The organism is Streptomyces sp. SudanB25_2051 (assembly GCF_964272635.1).
In the GTDB taxonomy this organism is placed as follows: domain Bacteria; phylum Actinomycetota; class Actinomycetes; order Streptomycetales; family Streptomycetaceae; genus Streptomyces.
In genome coordinates, this window is the sequence record NZ_OZ186787.1 from 4,022,079 (window position 1) to 4,037,073 (window position 14,995).

The 14,995-nt window shown below is 76.0% G+C and carries 17 protein-coding genes; 13 read left to right on the forward strand and 4 right to left on the reverse strand.

The genetic code is table 11. The features are described 5' to 3' along the window. Nucleotides 1-4 precede the first annotated feature (4 nt). Together ACSUPT_RS18205 and ACSUPT_RS18210 are read left to right on the forward strand one after the other, a co-directional pair. The gene (locus tag ACSUPT_RS18205) at nt 5-1,483 is read left to right on the forward strand and encodes an NAD(P)H-hydrate dehydratase (RefSeq protein WP_436944959.1); all 1,479 of its coding nucleotides are present in this window, start codon (nt 5-7) and stop codon (nt 1,481-1,483) included. A gap of 127 nt (nt 1,484-1,610) precedes the next feature. After that, nucleotides 1,611-2,219: an SMI1/KNR4 family protein gene (locus ACSUPT_RS18210; RefSeq protein WP_351963339.1), complete on the forward strand. Its 609-nt coding sequence runs from the start codon at nt 1,611-1,613 to the stop codon at nt 2,217-2,219. A 48-nt stretch (nt 2,220-2,267) separates the two neighbouring features. Here the strand turns inward: ACSUPT_RS18210 and ACSUPT_RS18215 are convergent, their stop codons facing one another. Further along, nucleotides 2,268-2,786 (reverse strand): HEAT repeat domain-containing protein, encoded by a 519-nt coding sequence (locus ACSUPT_RS18215; protein ID WP_351963340.1) that lies wholly within the window; start codon nt 2,784-2,786, stop codon nt 2,268-2,270. 343 nt (nt 2,787-3,129) lie between these two features. Next, nucleotides 3,130-3,336: a hypothetical protein gene (locus ACSUPT_RS18220; RefSeq protein WP_403499824.1), complete on the reverse strand. Its 207-nt coding sequence runs from the start codon at nt 3,334-3,336 to the stop codon at nt 3,130-3,132. Between the two features lie 343 nt (nt 3,337-3,679). On the opposite strand from ACSUPT_RS18220, the gene ACSUPT_RS18225 reads away from it, so the two are divergent. The 5 genes from ACSUPT_RS18225 (at nt 3,680) to ACSUPT_RS18245 (ending at nt 8,566) form a co-directional block, all read left to right on the forward strand. Further along, nucleotides 3,680-4,900, forward strand: coding sequence for a helix-turn-helix domain-containing protein (locus tag ACSUPT_RS18225; RefSeq protein ID WP_436944961.1), 1,221 nt, complete (start codon nt 3,680-3,682; stop codon nt 4,898-4,900). A 161-nt stretch (nt 4,901-5,061) separates the two neighbouring features. Further along, the gene (alr, locus tag ACSUPT_RS18230) at nt 5,062-6,246 is read left to right on the forward strand and encodes an alanine racemase (RefSeq protein ID WP_351963348.1); all 1,185 of its coding nucleotides are present in this window, start codon (nt 5,062-5,064) and stop codon (nt 6,244-6,246) included. Nucleotides 6,247-6,256: 10 nt separating this feature from the next. Then, nucleotides 6,257-7,477, forward strand: a complete 1,221-nt coding sequence (locus ACSUPT_RS18235; RefSeq protein WP_436944963.1) for an alpha/beta fold hydrolase — start codon at nt 6,257-6,259, stop codon at nt 7,475-7,477. Between the two features lie 10 nt (nt 7,478-7,487). Continuing rightward, nucleotides 7,488-8,039, forward strand: a complete 552-nt coding sequence (gene tsaE, locus ACSUPT_RS18240; RefSeq protein ID WP_351963350.1) for a tRNA (adenosine(37)-N6)-threonylcarbamoyltransferase complex ATPase subunit type 1 TsaE — start codon at nt 7,488-7,490, stop codon at nt 8,037-8,039. Between the two features lie 311 nt (nt 8,040-8,350). Then, complete coding sequence (locus ACSUPT_RS18245) at nt 8,351-8,566, forward strand: hypothetical protein (RefSeq protein ID WP_351963351.1); 216 nt, start codon at nt 8,351-8,353, stop codon at nt 8,564-8,566. A 59-nt stretch (nt 8,567-8,625) separates the two neighbouring features. Here ACSUPT_RS18245 and ACSUPT_RS18250 read toward each other — a convergent pair whose 3' ends face one another. Then, on the reverse strand, nt 8,626-9,204 hold the full coding sequence (locus ACSUPT_RS18250) for a L,D-transpeptidase (RefSeq protein ID WP_399217007.1): 579 nt from the start codon (nt 9,202-9,204) through the stop codon (nt 8,626-8,628). Between the two features lie 102 nt (nt 9,205-9,306). Here ACSUPT_RS18250 and tsaB point away from each other — a divergent pair, with 102 nt between their 5' ends. From tsaB to ACSUPT_RS18275, 5 genes are read left to right on the forward strand one after another with little or no spacing between them, the layout of a single operon-like run. Then, on the forward strand, nt 9,307-9,960 hold the full coding sequence (gene tsaB, locus ACSUPT_RS18255; RefSeq protein WP_351963352.1) for a tRNA (adenosine(37)-N6)-threonylcarbamoyltransferase complex dimerization subunit type 1 TsaB: 654 nt from the start codon (nt 9,307-9,309) through the stop codon (nt 9,958-9,960). Nucleotides 9,961-9,980: 20 nt separating this feature from the next. Beyond that, nucleotides 9,981-10,679, forward strand: a complete 699-nt coding sequence (locus ACSUPT_RS18260) for a GNAT family N-acetyltransferase (protein WP_436946231.1) — start codon at nt 9,981-9,983, stop codon at nt 10,677-10,679. Beyond that, nucleotides 10,672-11,772, forward strand: a complete 1,101-nt coding sequence (gene tsaD / locus ACSUPT_RS18265) for a tRNA (adenosine(37)-N6)-threonylcarbamoyltransferase complex transferase subunit TsaD (protein WP_351963353.1) — start codon at nt 10,672-10,674, stop codon at nt 11,770-11,772. The genes ACSUPT_RS18260 and tsaD overlap by 8 nt, the downstream gene beginning before the upstream one ends. After that, on the forward strand, nt 11,769-12,032 hold the full coding sequence (locus ACSUPT_RS18270; RefSeq protein ID WP_436944966.1) for a hypothetical protein: 264 nt from the start codon (nt 11,769-11,771) through the stop codon (nt 12,030-12,032). Before tsaD ends, ACSUPT_RS18270 begins: the two co-directional genes overlap by 4 nt. Before the next feature lie 44 nt (nt 12,033-12,076). Continuing rightward, nucleotides 12,077-12,742, forward strand: a complete 666-nt coding sequence (locus ACSUPT_RS18275; protein WP_436944968.1) for a hypothetical protein — start codon at nt 12,077-12,079, stop codon at nt 12,740-12,742. On the opposite strand, the gene ACSUPT_RS18280 is transcribed toward ACSUPT_RS18275, so the two are convergent. Next, nucleotides 12,684-13,874 carry a class I SAM-dependent methyltransferase gene (locus ACSUPT_RS18280; protein WP_436944970.1) on the reverse strand — a complete coding sequence of 397 codons (1,191 nt, stop codon included), beginning with the start codon at nt 13,872-13,874 and terminating at the stop codon, nt 12,684-12,686. The two genes, ACSUPT_RS18275 and ACSUPT_RS18280, sit on opposite strands and share 59 nt — an antisense overlap. Before the next feature lie 93 nt (nt 13,875-13,967). Here ACSUPT_RS18280 and ACSUPT_RS18285 point away from each other — a divergent pair, with 93 nt between their 5' ends. Continuing rightward, a complete protein-coding gene (locus tag ACSUPT_RS18285; RefSeq protein WP_403505460.1) occupies nt 13,968-14,954 on the forward strand; it encodes a polysaccharide deacetylase family protein in 987 nt (328 codons plus the stop codon). The last annotated feature ends 41 nt before the right edge of the window (nt 14,955-14,995 follow it).

Sequence of the window (14,995 nt, forward strand, 5' to 3'; positions counted from 1 at the left end):
GCGCATGCGTACCGCTTATCGCGTGCAGGACGTACGGGCGGCCGAGGCCGCGCTGATGGCCCGGCTCCCCGAGGGGGCGCTGATGCGGCGGGCGGCGGCCGGTCTCGCCGGAGCCTGCGCGGGGCTGCTCGGGCGGGTGTACGGGGCGCGGGTCGTCCTCCTCGTCGGCAGCGGCGACAACGGCGGTGACGCCCTGTACGCCGGGGCGCTGCTCGCGCGGCGCGGGGCCGGGGTGTCGGCGGTGCCGCTGGGGCGGCGCGTCCACGAGGGCGGGCTCGACGCGCTCGTACGGGCCGGGGGCCGCGTCGCTGACGACCCGTACGCCGTGCTGGCCCGCGCCGACCTGGTGGTGGACGGCATCACCGGGATCGGCGGGCGCGGCGGGCTGCGCCCGGAGGCGGTGCCGGTGGTGCGGGCGGCGCGGGAGTCGGGCGCGGCGGTGGTGGCCGTGGACCTGCCGAGCGGCGTCGACGCGGACACGGGCGCCGTCGAGGGCGAGGCGGTGCGGGCGGACGCGACGGTGACGTTCGGCGCGTACAAGCCGGGGCTGCTCGTGGACCCGGCGCGGGAGTACGCGGGCGCGGTGCGGCTGGTGGACATCGGCATCGGGGAGCTGCTGCCGGAGGTGCCGGAGCTCCAGGCGCTCCAGCACGCGGACGTAGCGCGGCTGCTGCCGGTGCCGGCCGCGGAGAGCGACAAGTACCGGCGCGGGGTCGTCGGGGTCGTCGCCGGGTCGGCGCGCTATCCGGGCGCCGCCGTGCTGGCCGTGGCGGGCGCGCTGCGCGGCGGTGCGGGGGCGGTGCGGTACGTGGGCCCTGCGGGGGACGTGGTGCTGGCGCGCTACCCGGAGACGCTGGTGCATCCGGGGCCGCCCGGGAAGGCGGGGCGGGTCCAGGCGTGGGTGCTCGGGCCGGGCCTCGCGGACACGCCGGGCGCGCAGGACGTCCTGGCGTCGGACGTGCCGGTGCTGGTCGACGCCGACGGGCTGCGGGCGCTGGACCCGGCGGCGGTACGGGCGCGGCGGGCGCCGACCCTGCTGACCCCGCACGCGGGCGAGGCGGCGGCCCTGCTGGGCACGGTACGGGAGGACGTGGAGGCGCGGCGGCTGGAGGCCGTGCGGGAGCTGGCGGGGCGGTACGGGGCGACGGTGCTGCTGAAGGGCTCCACCACGCTGGTCGCCGACCCGTCGCCGGGGGTGCCGGTGCGGGTGAACGCGACGGGCACGCCGTGGCTGGCGACCGCCGGCAGCGGTGACGTCCTGTCGGGCCTCGCGGGTTCGCTGCTGGCGGCGGGCCTGGCGGCGCGGGACGCGGGCTCGGTGGGCGCGTACCTGCACGGCCTGGCGGCGCGGCGGGTGGCGTCGGGGGCGTACGGGGCGGGGGGCGCCCCTGTCGCCGGGGGCGCGCCGCTGACGGCCCACGAGGTGGCGGAGGCGCTGCCGGGCGCGTGGCGGGACGTGGTCGCGGCGGCGCCCGGGGCGTGAGGGCGGCCCGGCCGCGCGCCCCGGGGCTCCGGCGCGCCGGCGGGCTCCGGACCGGGGGGTGGGGCGCGGCGGGCGGGGGCGGCCGGGCTGCGTAGGATTTGCTCGTTTTCCAGGGGTGGGAGGGATCGTGGGGGAGCACCCGCACGTCGCCGCGCTGGCGCGCATCATGCCGTCGGACCACGGGGCGGACGAACGGATCGACTGGGCGGCCGCCGAGGCGCGGTGGGGCGTCCGGTTCCCCGCCGACTACCGGGACTTCATGGCCCGCTACGGCGGCGGGTCCATCAACGGCGAGGCCACGGTGCTGCTCCCGCTGCCGCAGGAGGGCCTGCAGTGGCCGCCCGGCGACCTGGCGGAGGAGACCGCGAACGTCCGGTACGCCTGGCGGACCCTCGGCGGCCGCGACGCGCTGGACGCGGACCCGGAGCACCTGCTGGCGTGGGGTGTCACGGCGGGCCCCGACATCCTGTGCTGGCTCACCACCGACCCGGACCCCGACCGCTGGCCGGTCGTCGTGTGCGGGCGGCACACCTCGCCGACGTTCGCCGTGCACCCGTACGGCATGGCGGAGTTCCTGCACCGGCTGCTGGCCGACGAGTACGACGACCCGCCGGTCAGCCTGGTCTTCTGGCACGGCACGCCGGTCCGCTTCGTGCACTGGCGGGAGGAGCAGCGCCGCTACCTGGCCGGCCTCGACCGCGTCACCGGCGACCCGGACCCGTACGCGCAGCCGTAGGGGCGGAACGGGGCCTGTCGGGGACGAGCGGCTGCGCGGCCGGGGCGGTCAGAGCTCGCCGCGGCGTGCGAGCTGCTTCAGCGCGTTCTCGCGGATGATCTCGTTCTCGGCGTCGCGCAGGTCCTCGAGGGCCTGCCGGGCCTCCGGGCCGGGGATGGCGCCGAGCGCCCAGATCGCCTTCACCGCGAGCGCCCTGGCCTCGTCGAAGTCCAGGTACTCGGGGACCCAGCGAGTCGCCAGGACCATCGTCGGCACCGTCCTGGGCGAGCGGAACCTGCCGAGCGCGGACACGATGTCCTCATGGTCCCTGTGCCAGTCGGCGGGGAACAGTTCGATCAGCGGTTCCAGGAACTCCTCGCCCGAGGCACGGGCGGCAGCCTTGACGACCAGCGCGAACTCGACGTCGTCGGAGTCCCGCCGCTCCATGGCGTCCCGGAGCAGCCGGAGCGCCAGGGCCCCGCCGTCGGACTCGCCGAAGTGGGCGAGCACCTCGTCGATCGTGCGCGTCGGGGGCGAGCCCGGCGCGATCACCAGGCCCATGATCAGTTCCTGCTCCTCAGGCGTCATCGCCTGCCCCCTCCCGTGCGGTGATGTCCTCGTCGAAGAGGCCGAGGAGCTTCGAGCGCGACACGGACGCCGGGCCGATACCGACACGGGATCCCGCGCAACGCCCCCAGTTCCCGGGCGAACCCTAACAAGACCCTCCGCGCCGGGGTCCCGGTACTCCCTTGCGGCTCTCGCGAACAGAGCCACTCACGGGCTCACACCAGGGAAGGCAGGGTGCCGTACGGCCATCGCCCCAGCCAGAACGCCACGGCGGACGGCCTGTCCGCGCCCTCGGTCGCGCCGTCGTGCAGCAGGTACTCCGTAGGGGCGATGTAGCCCTCGCCGTCGCTGGGAGTGGTGCGCGTCAGTAAGCGGGCTGGATGTTGTCGGCCGCGGTGCTCCACTCGACGCCGCTCGCGGGCCGGATGTGGGCGACACGGACCACGCGGCCGTCGTGGTGGAGTTCGTGGGTGACGGCTGTCAGCACGCCCACCCCGCGCGACGCGACGTCGCGGACGGCTCTGTTCAGGAGCGGGTGCTTCTCGTAGCCGTCGGCGCCGACCGGGTTCACGTTCCGCGCTCCCGCCGGTCCTCGGCTTCGGCGCGGCGCATGAACCGCTCCCAGCCATCGGCCGCCCGCAGCCGCAGGGCCCGGCTGGGAGCGCCAGGCCGGGGCTCGGGGGAGGGGTGAGGAGGGCCGTCTGCATCCTGGGTGCGGTGAGGAGGCGAAGAGGTGGTCATGGCCGTTCTCCTTCCGGTAAGGGGGCGGGCCGACTCGGGCACGGAAGCGTGCACAGGCCCGTCTGAGAGGGAGTGCTTCCCGGATGCCGCTCCGGGGTGCGGTGACCACCTTGGCGAGTGGTGGATGTCCCGATCCACTGCCGCGTCCTATAGGGCCGCCCTATATTCCAGGGGTGGCTGCGGAGTTGCATGTGTGGGCGCATCCCGGGCTGCGGGCCGCGGTGGCGGGGGAGGACTGGGCCGCCGTGATGCGGACGTGGCGGGCGCTGACCCGCAGCAGCCAGAGCGTCCTCGGGGCCCGTGTCGGGTTGGCGCAGTCGGACGTGTCCGCGATCGAGAACCGGCGCCGGGCGGTGACCTCCGTCGAGGTGCGGCAGCGGATCATCGACGGCTTGGGCGTCCCGCTCGAACTCCTCGGTGGTCCCGAAGCGGAGATGCCGCTGCCCTCGCTCGTGCTGCCCGGCGTGGTCAGCGAAGCCGGCGCGGACCGGCTGGCCCGGATCGCCTCCGGCGGGCTGCGCCTCGACGCGGTGTCCCTGGACGAGATGGACCGCTTACTGGCCGCGCATCGGCGGGCCGAGGACACCTTGGGGTCGCGGCTGATGGACGGCGTGGTCCTCGCCCAGTTCCGGGCCGTGGCCGGGCTGTACGACCAGGCGCGCGGGCCGCTCGCGGACCGGCTCGTGAAGCTGATGGCGGAGTACGCCCAGTTCCTCGCGTGGATGGCCCAGGACCAGGACGACACCGCCGTGGCGCTCGGCTGGTTCGACCGCTCGTACGACTGGGCGCTCGAGTCCGGATACGGGGACATGGCCGCCACCACCATGAGCATGAAGGCCCACCTCGCCTGGTCCCGGGGCCGGGGACGGCAGTGCGTCCGGCTCGGGGAGGCCGCGGCTGCGACAGCGGGTGCGAGCGCTGCGACCAGGGCCATGGCCGTCCAGATGGCCGGACGTGGGCACGCCCTCGCGGGTGAGGCCGATCGCGCGTACCGGCGGCTCGACGAGGCGCAGCAGATCATCGCCGACGCCGACGACGCGCCCCCGTGGCTGTACTTCTACGGCGAATCCTGGTTCACGGCCCAGCGCGGCATGGCGGAACTGCAACTGAGGGAGTGGGCGCGCGCGGCCGAGCACCTGAAGGCGGGACTCGCTGGTTTCGCCCCGGCCTACCGCCGCGACCGGGCCTGGTACGGGGCGTGTCTGGCCCGTGCGTACGCGGGTGCCGGGGAGGCCGAGGCCGCGCTGGAGACCGCGCTGGGCGTCATCGCCGACGCCTCGGAGATCGGACGCCCCCACGCCTGGGAGGAGTTGCACCGGGTTGCCGCGACGCTGCTGCGGCGCCGCGCCCACCAGGGGCGCGCGCTGTCCGACGCGCTGGCCGCGCTCGACTGAGCGTGGGCGCCGACGTGCTCGGCGTTGTTCCGCATGAGGGTGGCGACTCTCGTCGCCGTCGGGGAGCGAACCCAGGTCAGCGGGGTGGCCCGGAAGGGCGTGAGGTGGGTGACAGGGCGTGGAGCCCGGGGTTCCTGGGGGTACCTGAGACACTGGGCGCGATGAGTACGACACCGCAGCCCCGCGCCACCCGTGAGCCCGAGCGCCCCGACACCCGCGCCCGCGCCGAGATCGACCTCGCCGCGCTGCGCGCGAACGTCCGCGCGCTACGGGCGCGGGTCGCGCCGAGCGGCGCCCGGCTCATGGCGGTCGTGAAGGCCGACGCGTACGGGCACGGCGCCGTCCCGTGCGCCCGCGCCGCGCTCGACGCGGGGGCCGCCTGGCTCGGCACGGCCACGCCGTACGAGGCGCTCGCGCTGCGCGCCGCCGGGATCGACGCGCCGGTCCTGTGCTGGCTGTGGACGCCCGGCGGGCCGTTCCGCGCCGCCGTGGACGCCGGGATCGACATCGGCGTCAGCGGGCTGTGGGCCCTCCACGAGGCCGCCGAAGCCGGCCGCGCCGCCGGCCGGCCCGCGCGCGTCCAGCTGAAGGCCGACACGGGCCTCGGCCGCAACGGCTGCCTGGCCGCCGACTGGCCGGACCTCGTCGGCGAGGCGCTGAAGGCGCAGGCCGACGGGCATGTGCGGGTCACCGGCCTGTGGTCGCACTTCGCGTGCGCCGACGAGCCGGGCCACCCCTCCATCGGCGCCCAGCTGGCCCGCTTCCACGACATGCTGGAGTACGCGGAGAAGGCCGGCGTCGAGCCCGAGGTGCGCCACATGGCGAACTCGCCCGCCACCCTGACGCTGCCGGAGACCCACTTCGACCTGGTCCGCACGGGCGTCGCGATGTACGGGATCTCGCCCAGCCCCGAGCTGGGCACCCCCGCCGACTTCGGGCTGCGGCCCGTGATGCGGCTGAGCGCCAGCGTGGCGTCCGTGAAGCAGGCCCCTCCCGGCCTCGGCATCAGCTACGGCCACCACTACGTCACCGAACGCGAGACGCACCTCGCCCTGGTGCCGCTCGGCTACGCGGACGGCGTCCCCCGCCACGCCTCGGGCCGCGGCCCCGTGCTGCTGGGCGGGGCCGTGCGGACCGTGGCCGGACGTGTGGCGATGGACCAGTTCGTGGTGGACCTGGGCGACGACACGGTCGAGCCGGGCGCCCGCGCGGTGCTGTTCGGGCCCGGCGACGACGGCGAGCCCACGGCCGAGGACTGGGCGCGGGCGGCGGACACCATCGCGTACGAGATCGTCACCCGCGTCGGTTCCCGCGTCCCGCGCGTCCACCTCCACGAGCGGGGGTAGTGGGGGAGCCGTGACGCAGACCGGTACGGGGACGGGTACGGGCGCGGCGGCCTCCGCCGCCCCGGCGGTCGGCGCGGCCTGCGCGGTCGGCGCCGCGCTCGCCGAGGCGGCCGAGGGCGCGGCGGGCACCGGGACGGCCTGGCGGCGCCGCGCCGGGTTCGCGGGCGCGGCCATCGGCGTCGTCGCGGCGGGCGCGGCCGCCGGGGTCGCCCTGGAGCGGCTCACCGTCGGCAGGGGCGTGCGCCGCAAGGCCCGCCTCGCCCTGGACGCCTCCGCCCCCTACGGCGCCCTGCGCGGCGCCCCCGGCACGGCCACCGCCGACGACGGCACGGCCCTGCACTACGAGATCGAGGAGCCGGACGCCCCGGGCGGCCCCACCGTCGTCTTCAGCCACGGCTACTGCCTCAGCCAGGACTCCTGGCACTTCCAGCGCGCCGCGCTGCGCGGCCGGGTCCGGGCCGTCTACTGGGACCAGCGCAGCCACGGCCGCTCCGCGCGCGGCACGGGGCCCGTCTCCATCGACCGCCTCGGACGCGACCTGAAGGCGGTCGTCGACGCCGCCGCCCCCGAGGGGCCCCTGGTGCTGGTGGGGCACTCCATGGGCGGGATGACCGTCATGGCGCTGGCCGACCAGTACCCGGAGCTGGTGCGCGACCGGGTCGCCGGCGTCGCCTTCGTCGGTACGTCGTCGGGACGGCTCGCCGAGCTGACGTACGGCCTCCCGGCGGCCCCCGCCCAGGCCGTACGGCGTGTCCTGCCGGGTGTGCTGCGGGCCCTCGGGGCGCGCGCCGAGCTGGTGGAGCGCGGCCGGCGCGCGACGGCCGACCTGTTCGCGGGCCTGGTCAAGCGGTACAGCTTCGGGTCGCGGGACGTGGACCCGGTCGTCGCCCGGTTCGCCGAGCGCATGATCGAGGCGACGCCGATCGACGTGGTCGCGGAGTTCTACCCGGCGTTCGCCGAGCACGACAAGGCCGACGCGCTGGCCGTCCTGTCCGGCGCGGGGATCCCCGTCCTGGCCCTGGCGGGCGAGAAGGACCTGGTCACCCCGCTGTCCCACACGGAGGCCATCGCCGCTCTGCTGCCGGGCGCCGAACTGGTCGTCGTGCCCGACGGCGGGCACCTGGTGATGCTGGAGCACCCGGAGGCGGTCACCGCGCGGCTGGTGGAGCTGCTGGCGCGGGCGGGCGCGCTCGCACCGGACGACGCGGGGACGGCCGGCGGCAGCGGTTAGGTTTGCAGGTATGGAAGCTGCGCACACCGACACGACCGGGGCCGCCGGGACCCCGACCCCCGCACCCGCCGGGACGCCCGCCACCGCCACCGCCCGCCTCACGGTCCACTCGCCCGACGAGATGCAGGACCTCGGCCGCGCCCTCTCCCGACTGCTGCGCCCCGGCGACCTCGTGATGCTCACCGGCGAGCTGGGCGCCGGCAAGACGACCCTGACGCGCGGCCTCGGCGAGGGCCTCGGGGTGCGCGGCGCGGTGACGTCCCCGACGTTCGTCATCGCCCGCGTCCACCCGTCCCTGACCGGCGGACCCGCGCTGGTGCACGTGGACGCGTACCGGCTGGGCGGCGGCCTGGACGAGATGGAGGACCTGGACCTCGACGTCTCGCTGCCCGAGTCCGTGGTGGTCGTCGAGTGGGGCGACGGCAAGGTCGAGGACCTGACGGACGACCGGCTGCACGTGGTGATCGACCGGGTCGTCGGCGCGACGGACGACGACCGGCGCGAGGTGACGCTGACCGGCGTGGGGGCACGCTGGGAGGGCGTGGACCTTCGGCTGCGCTGAGCGGCGCGTATCGGTGCGCCGCCGGTTTCACGGGATGCGCCGGTGCTCGACCAGGGGGACGCCCATCGCTCCGGGGCCCCCTGGGCGAAGTCCTCGGGGGAGGAGCCCTGCCCGCAACCGGTTGCGCCGGATCGCCCGCTGAACGCCTGCCCAACCGGTTGCGCCGGATCGCTCGCTGAACGCCTGCCGTACGTTCCGACAAGACGTCGGTAAATTGTTGCGCCGCACCTCCGAGGCGTGGTCACATGGATACCAGTCGGTGGTTAGGTTTACCTAACTCGCTCGTCCGCCAGCGGAGCCAGGAGGCAACCATGCCGCAGCAGCAGCCGGAATCGCGGCAGCCGTCGGAGGTGTCCATGCGCGATCTGCTGGCGTCCTGCGCGGCGGCCAACGCCGTGTCCACCCCGCCCCGCCCCGCGGCGCCCGGCCCCGCGACGCCCCAGGCGGAGACCTCCGGGCCCGACCGGGACGAGGACGGGCAGTCGGGACGGGAAGGCCGGGACAGCGAGACGCCCCGCGCCGCCTGAAGCGGCCGCGGGGCGCCGGTCACGCCTCACCCGCGCGGCGAGGCCGCGCGTACAGGGGCTCAGGGGACGACCACGACCTTCGCGTTGACCGTCGCGAACGTCCACAGCGCGTCGCCGTCCGCCCGCGCCATCCGCACCCCGCCCGTACGGCGGCTCGGGTCCGGGCTGGACATGGAGCCGTCCACGGCGGCGCTGAAGCCGACCGTCACCCCGTCCACCGTCGCGAACCGCACCACGTGCTCCACCTGCACCCCGTCGGAGCCGCGCACCACACCGGAGCGGGACGTCACCGCGTACGTGCCGGGCGCCGGGCTGACCGTGCTGGGCATCACCGGGAACGTCCGGGTGACCTTGCCGTTCTCGTCGACCAGCCACACCCGCCGGTCGGCCAGCGCGTACACGACCCGCTCGCCCGAACCGGACTGCGGCGGCAGCGCCAGCGGGTCCTTCGCGACCTGCCCCGGCGCGCCCGGCGCGGACGGGGCGGGGGAGGCGGGCGGCGACGCGGAGGCGGTCGCCTTCGCGCCCGGCCGCAGATCGGCGGGGGCGGCGGCCGACGCCTGGTAGGCGAGGAAGCCGACCGCCGCGAGCGCCGCCGCCGTGAGCCCGGCCACGAATCCCGAGCTGCTCCTTGCCACGCTGCTCCACCTCTCATACGACGTATCGATGTGACCGTAGCACCAGCGCCCGGCCGGTACGGGGGCGCCGTGCCCGGCCCGCGGGCGCCGTAGGCTGTTCGCGTGCTGTTGCTCGCCATGGATACCGCCACCCCCGCCGTCACCGTCGCCCTCCACGACGGGCAGTCGGTCATCGCCCAGTCCAGCCAGGTCGACGCCCGGCGCCACGGGGAGCTGCTGCTCCCCGCCGTCCACCGCGTCCTCGGCGAGGCCGGGCTGAAGCTCGGCGCCGTCACGGGCGTCGTCGTCGGCGTCGGACCCGGCCCGTACACGGGGCTGAGGGTCGGCCTGGTCACGGCCGCCACGTTCGCCTCCGCGCTGGGCGTCCCCGTCCACGGGCTGTGCACGCTCGACGGCCTCGCGTACGCCTCCGGGATCGACGAGCCGTTCGTCGTGGCGACCGACGCGCGCCGCAAGGAGGTGTACTGGGCGCGGTACGACGACCACCGCACCCGCGCCACCGAGCCCTCCGTCGACCGGCCCGCCGACATCGCGGAGCAGGTCGCGGGCCTCCCGGCGGTCGGCGCGGGCGCGCGGCTGTACGGCGAGGTCTTCCCCGACGCCCGCGACCCCGAGCACCAGTCCGCCGCCGCGCTCGCCGCGCTGGCCGCCGAACGGCTCGCGGCGGGCGAGGAGCTGCTGGAGCCGCGCCCGATGTACCTGCGCCGCCCCGACGCGCAGGTCCCCAAGAACTACAAGGTGGTCACGCCGAAGTGACCGGGCCCGTACTGCGTGAGATGCGCTGGTGGGACATCGCGCCGGTGCTGGAACTCGAACGGGAGCTGTTCCCCGACGACGCGTGGTCGGAGGGGATGTTCTGGTCCGAGCTGGCCCACGCGCGCGGCCCCCGCTCGACCCGCCGGTACATCGTCGCGGAGGAACTCCCCGGGGACGGCCCGGACGAGCGCCCCGACACCCTCCCGCAGGACGGCCCCGACGTCCTCCCGCGGACGCGCGCCGAGGCCCGCCCGCAGACCGGCCCCGCGCTGCCCGGCGCGCGCCCGCACCAGCGTTCCGGCGAGCGCGGCCCCGCGGACGCCGGGCGTCCCGCCCGTATCGTCGGGTACGCGGGCCTCGCGGCGGCCGGCGGCCTCGGCGACGTCCAGACCATCGCCGTCGCCCGCGACCAGTGGGGCACCGGCCTCGGCGCCCGCCTGCTGACCGAACTCCTCCACCACGCCACCGCCTTCGAGTGCGAGGAGGTCCTCCTGGAGGTGCGGGTGGACAACACCCGCGCCCAGCGGCTGTACGAGCGGTTCGGCTTCGAGCCCATCGGCTTCCGCCGCGGCTACTACCAGCCGGGCAACGTCGACGCGCTCGTGATGCGGCTGACCGTCCAGGACCCGGCCTCCCCCGGCCCGGAGCCGGAAACCACCGACGACCCGAACCACCCCACCGACCTGACGACCCCTGAGAGCGCTGAGACCCATGGCTGACGAACCCCTCGTCCTCGGCATCGAGACCTCCTGCGACGAGACCGGCGTCGGCATCGTCCGCGGCACCACCCTGCTGGCGAACGCCGTCGCGTCGAGCGTGGACGCGCACGCCCGGTTCGGCGGCGTCGTCCCCGAGATCGCCTCCCGGGCCCACCTGGAGGCCATGGTCCCGACCATCGAGCGGGCCCTGAAGGACGCCGGGGTCTCGGCGCGCGACCTCGACGGCATCGCCGTCACCGCGGGCCCCGGCCTCGCGGGCGCCCTGCTCGTCGGCGTCTCGGCGGCGAAGGCGTACGCGTACGCCCTGGACAAGCCGCTGTACGGGGTGAACCACCTGGCCTCGCACATCTGCGTCGACCAGCTGGAGCACGGCCCGCTGCCGGAGCCGACCATGGCGCTGCTGGTCAGCGGCGGCCACTCCTCGCTGCTGCTCGCACCCGACATCACCTCCGACGTGCGGCCCATGGGCTCCACCATCGACGACGCGGCCGGCGAGGCGTTCGACAAGATCGCCCGCGTGCTGAACCTGGGCTTCCCCGGCGGGCCCGTCATCGACCGGCTGGCCAAGGAGGGCGACCCGGACGCCATCGCGTTCCCGCGCGGACTGAGCGGGCCGCGCGACCCCGCGTACGACTTCTCCTTCTCCGGCCTCAAGACCGCCGTCGCCCGCTGGGTCGAGGCGAAGCGCAACGCCGGCGAGGACGTGCCCGTCCGGGACGTGGCCGCGTCCTTCCAGGAGGCCGTCGTGGACGTGCTGACCCGCAAGGCCGTGCGGGCCTGCAAGGACCAGGGCGTCGACCATCTGATGATCGGCGGCGGCGTCGCGGCCAACTCCCGGCTGCGGGCCCTCGCCGAGGAGCGCTGCGAGCGGGCCGGCATCCGGCTGCGCGTGCCGCGCCCCGGCCTGTGCACCGACAACGGCGCCATGGTCGCCGCGCTCGGCGCCGAGATGGTCGCCCGCAACCGGCCCGCCTCCGACCTGGAGCTGTCCGCCGACTCGTCGCTGCCGGTCACCGACCCGCACGTGCCGGGCGGCCACGACCACGACCACGACCACCTGCACGAGATCAGCAAGGAGAACCTGTACTCGTGACGGTCACGCTCATGTGGGAGGCCCGCGCCGTGCCCGGCCGGGGCGCCGAGCTGCTGGAGTGGGCGCGGGCCCAGGAGCTTCAGGCCCTACCGCTGCGCCGCGAGACCTTCACGGCCGCGCAGGACCGGGTCCTCGTCCTGACCTGGTGGGACGCCCCGGACGAGGACGCGGAGCTGCCGGAGCTGCCCGAGCCGCCGGCCGGGCTGCTGACGCGCCCGGTGCACCGCTGGCGGTTCGTGTCGCGGGACGTGGCCGGATAGCACCCGCCCCGGGCGGCGCGCGGGCGGCTGGCTAGGCTCGCCCCGTGCCCTCCCTCCGTGCCCTGCCGCCGCCCCCGCCGCCCGAGCACCTGCGGAGCTGGCCCGACCGGGAGGCGATGCTCGCCGACCGGGACCGCGCCATGGGCGAGCTGGGGCGGACGGCGCTCGGCGGCGGCCGCCTGGCGGTGTTCCTGGTGTGGCTGCTGGTGCTGGAGGCCGGCTGGGGACTGATCGGCGCCGCGCTGCGGATCGCCGACGACGCCCTGGCCCCGTTCGGGGTCCTCGTGGCCGTGGTCCCCGCCGCTCTGGGTGTCGGGGCGCTCATTCCGGCCGCCTACTTCCAGGTCGCCGGCCTGCGCCGGGACGCGGCCGCCCGGCGGCTGTTCGTCCGGTGGGCCGCGCTCGCGCCCGTGCCCGCGCGCGACGCCCGGCACCGGGCGCCGGGGCGGAGCCTCGCGTGGCTGCTCGTGTCGTTCGCGCTGGGCGCGGCCGGGCTGTGGCTCTGCCTGGCGGTGCCGTACACCGCGCGGCCCGGCTCCTCCTCGTACACCGGGGTGGCCTACGGGGTCGGCGCCGGGCTGCTGCTGTGGGTGCACGGGCTGGCGGGCGCCGCGAAGGCGGTCGCCCACTACCGGCTGGCCCTGCGGCTCGTCAGCCCCGGCCCGCCGGCTGCCCGATCAGCATCGTCGGAGCGCCCGCCACACGCGTGAGGAACACCGTCGCCGCGTGGGGGCCCTTGGGCTTCACCCGGCGGCGGACCTCCTCCGGCTCCACGGCCGAGCCGCGCTTCTTCACCGTCAGGGTGCCCACCTCGCGCTCCCGCAGCAGCGCCTTGAGCCGCTTCAGGTTGAACGGCAGCTCGTCGGTGATCTCGTACGCGGCCGCGTAGGGCGTCGGGCGCAGCTCGTCGGCCGTGACGTACGCGATGGTCTCGTCCACCAGGCCGCCGTCCAGCCGCGCGGCGACCTCCGCGACCAGGTGCGCGCGGATGACGGCGCCGTCCGGCTCGTACAGATAGCGGCCGACCTTCCGCACCGGCGGCGCGGGTGGCGTACCGCGCACGGCGAGCGACGCGCCGGACGGCAGCAGCGTGGCCCGCACCGAACCGGGCGCCGTGCCGAACCACAGCACGGCCTCCTTCACATCGCCGCCGTCCGAGATCCACTCGGCCTCGGCCTCCTCGGGCATCACCTCGTGTGGGATGCCCGGCGCGACCTTCAGCGCCGCGTGCGGGGCCCGGCGCGCCGCGTCCACCGCCCACGACAGGGGCGGCGAGTACGCCTCCGGGTCGAAGATCCGGCCCCGTCCGCCGCGCCGCGCCGGGTCGACGAACACGGCGTCGTACGGGGAGGTGTCGATCTCCGTCACATCGGCGCAGCGCACCTCGATCAGGTCGGCCAGGCCCAGCGCCGCGGCGTTGGCGCGGGCGACCGCCGCGGTCAGCGGGTCGCGGTCCACCGCCAGGACGGCGATGCCGGCCCGTGCCAGCGCGATCGCGTCGCCGCCGACGCCGCAGCACAGGTCCGCGACGCTGCGCACCCCGAGCCGCGTGAAGGCCGCCGCCCGGTGCCGGGCGACGGAGGCGCGCGTGGACTGCTCGACGCCGTGGGGCGTGAAGAACATCGCGTACGCGTCGTCGGCGCCGAACTTCGCCACCGCCCGCTGCCGCAGCCGGGCCTGCCCGAGCGCCGCCGACACGAGCTCCGCGGGGTGGTCGCGGCGCAGCCGGGAGGCGACGGCCAGCTCCTGTGCGGGGTCGTAGTGGCGCAGGTCGGCGAGGAGGCCCCGGCCCTCGTCGGTGAGGAGGGCTTCGAAGGCGGCGAGATCGGTCACCCGTCCCATTCTGGCCGAGTGTGGGCCGGCCGGGGGATGGGCGCCGGCCCGGCGGCGGTGTCGCCGGGGTGCGGCGGTGCCGCGCTGACAGGATGCGGCGCCATGCAGCTTGTACGACAAAAGCCTCCATCATCGGTAAATCGGACCAAGGCTCGTGTGCGTACGGGGATGGTCACGGGCCTGCTCGTCGCCGCCCTGGGGACGGCCTGCGCCGCGGAGGGGACCCGCCCGCCCGGCGCGGCGGCGGCCCCGCCCGGTCAGCACGGCCGCGAGGCACAGGCCGGCCAGGGGCCGGGCCGGGCGCAGGGCCCGCAGGCGCGGCCGGACACCGCCTCCGGGGCGCTGACCGCGTACGTCGAGCGGTTCCGCAAGGCCCAGGCGCGCCGCGCGGCCGTCGCCCGCCGCTGGGGGCTGAAGCAGACCCCGCTCCTGCCCCCCGACCCGCCCAGGACGAAACCGGAGATCACCTTCCGCAAGGGCTTCGGGGTCGGCGACCCCAGCCTCCCGCCGGTCTTCACCACCGTCCCGACCAAGGACCGCGTCGTCTTCCTCACCATCGACGACGGCTCCGACAAGGACCCGGAGCTGCTGCGGATGATGTCCGAGCTGGACATCCCGTACAGCGCCTTCCTCAGCGACTACCTGGTCAAGGAGGACTACGGCTACTTCAAGCGCATGCAGGGCCTCGGCGTCGCCCTGCACAACCACACGCTGACCCACCCGTACATGCCCGCGCTGTCGTACGAGGAGCAGAAGCGCGAGATCTGCGGCCAGCAGGACGTCATCGAGCGGCAGTACGGCAAGCGGCCCACCCTCTTCCGCCCGCCGTACGGCAACTACGACGCCGACACGCTGCGCGCCGCCCGCGACTGCGGCATCAAGGCGGTGCCGCTGTGGTCCGCCGAGGCGTTCCCCGACCGCATGGAGTGGCGCGAATGGGACCGCGACCTCCACCCCGGCGACATCGTCCTCACCCACTTCCGGGGGCGCGGCGAGTGGAAGGGGTCGATGGCCGACATGATCCGCCGCGCCATGGACACCATCACCGCGCGCGGATACGCGGTGGCCCGCCTGGAGGACTACGTCTAGCCGGCGCCCTGGCGCTCCGGTCGGGCGCACCCGCCGCCGGG

Excerpts from the sequence above, each read along its gene's own strand:
- ACSUPT_RS18205 (WP_436944959.1), top strand. The coding sequence starts at position 5 with ATGCGTACCGCTTATCGCGTGCAGGACGTACGGGCGGCCGAGGCCGCG.
- ACSUPT_RS18215 (WP_351963340.1), bottom strand. The coding sequence starts at position 2,786 with ATGACGCCTGAGGAGCAGGAACTGATCATGGGCCTGGTGATCGCGCCG.
- alr (WP_351963348.1), top strand. The coding sequence starts at position 5,062 with ATGAGTACGACACCGCAGCCCCGCGCCACCCGTGAGCCCGAGCGCCCC.
- tsaE (WP_351963350.1), top strand. The coding sequence starts at position 7,488 with ATGGAAGCTGCGCACACCGACACGACCGGGGCCGCCGGGACCCCGACC.
- ACSUPT_RS18245 (WP_351963351.1), top strand. The coding sequence starts at position 8,351 with ATGCCGCAGCAGCAGCCGGAATCGCGGCAGCCGTCGGAGGTGTCCATG.
- ACSUPT_RS18260 (WP_436946231.1), top strand. The coding sequence starts at position 9,981 with ATGCGCTGGTGGGACATCGCGCCGGTGCTGGAACTCGAACGGGAGCTG.
- tsaD (WP_351963353.1), top strand. The coding sequence starts at position 10,672 with ATGGCTGACGAACCCCTCGTCCTCGGCATCGAGACCTCCTGCGACGAG.
- ACSUPT_RS18280 (WP_436944970.1), bottom strand. The coding sequence starts at position 13,874 with ATGGGACGGGTGACCGATCTCGCCGCCTTCGAAGCCCTCCTCACCGAC.
- ACSUPT_RS18285 (WP_403505460.1), top strand. The coding sequence starts at position 13,968 with ATGCAGCTTGTACGACAAAAGCCTCCATCATCGGTAAATCGGACCAAG.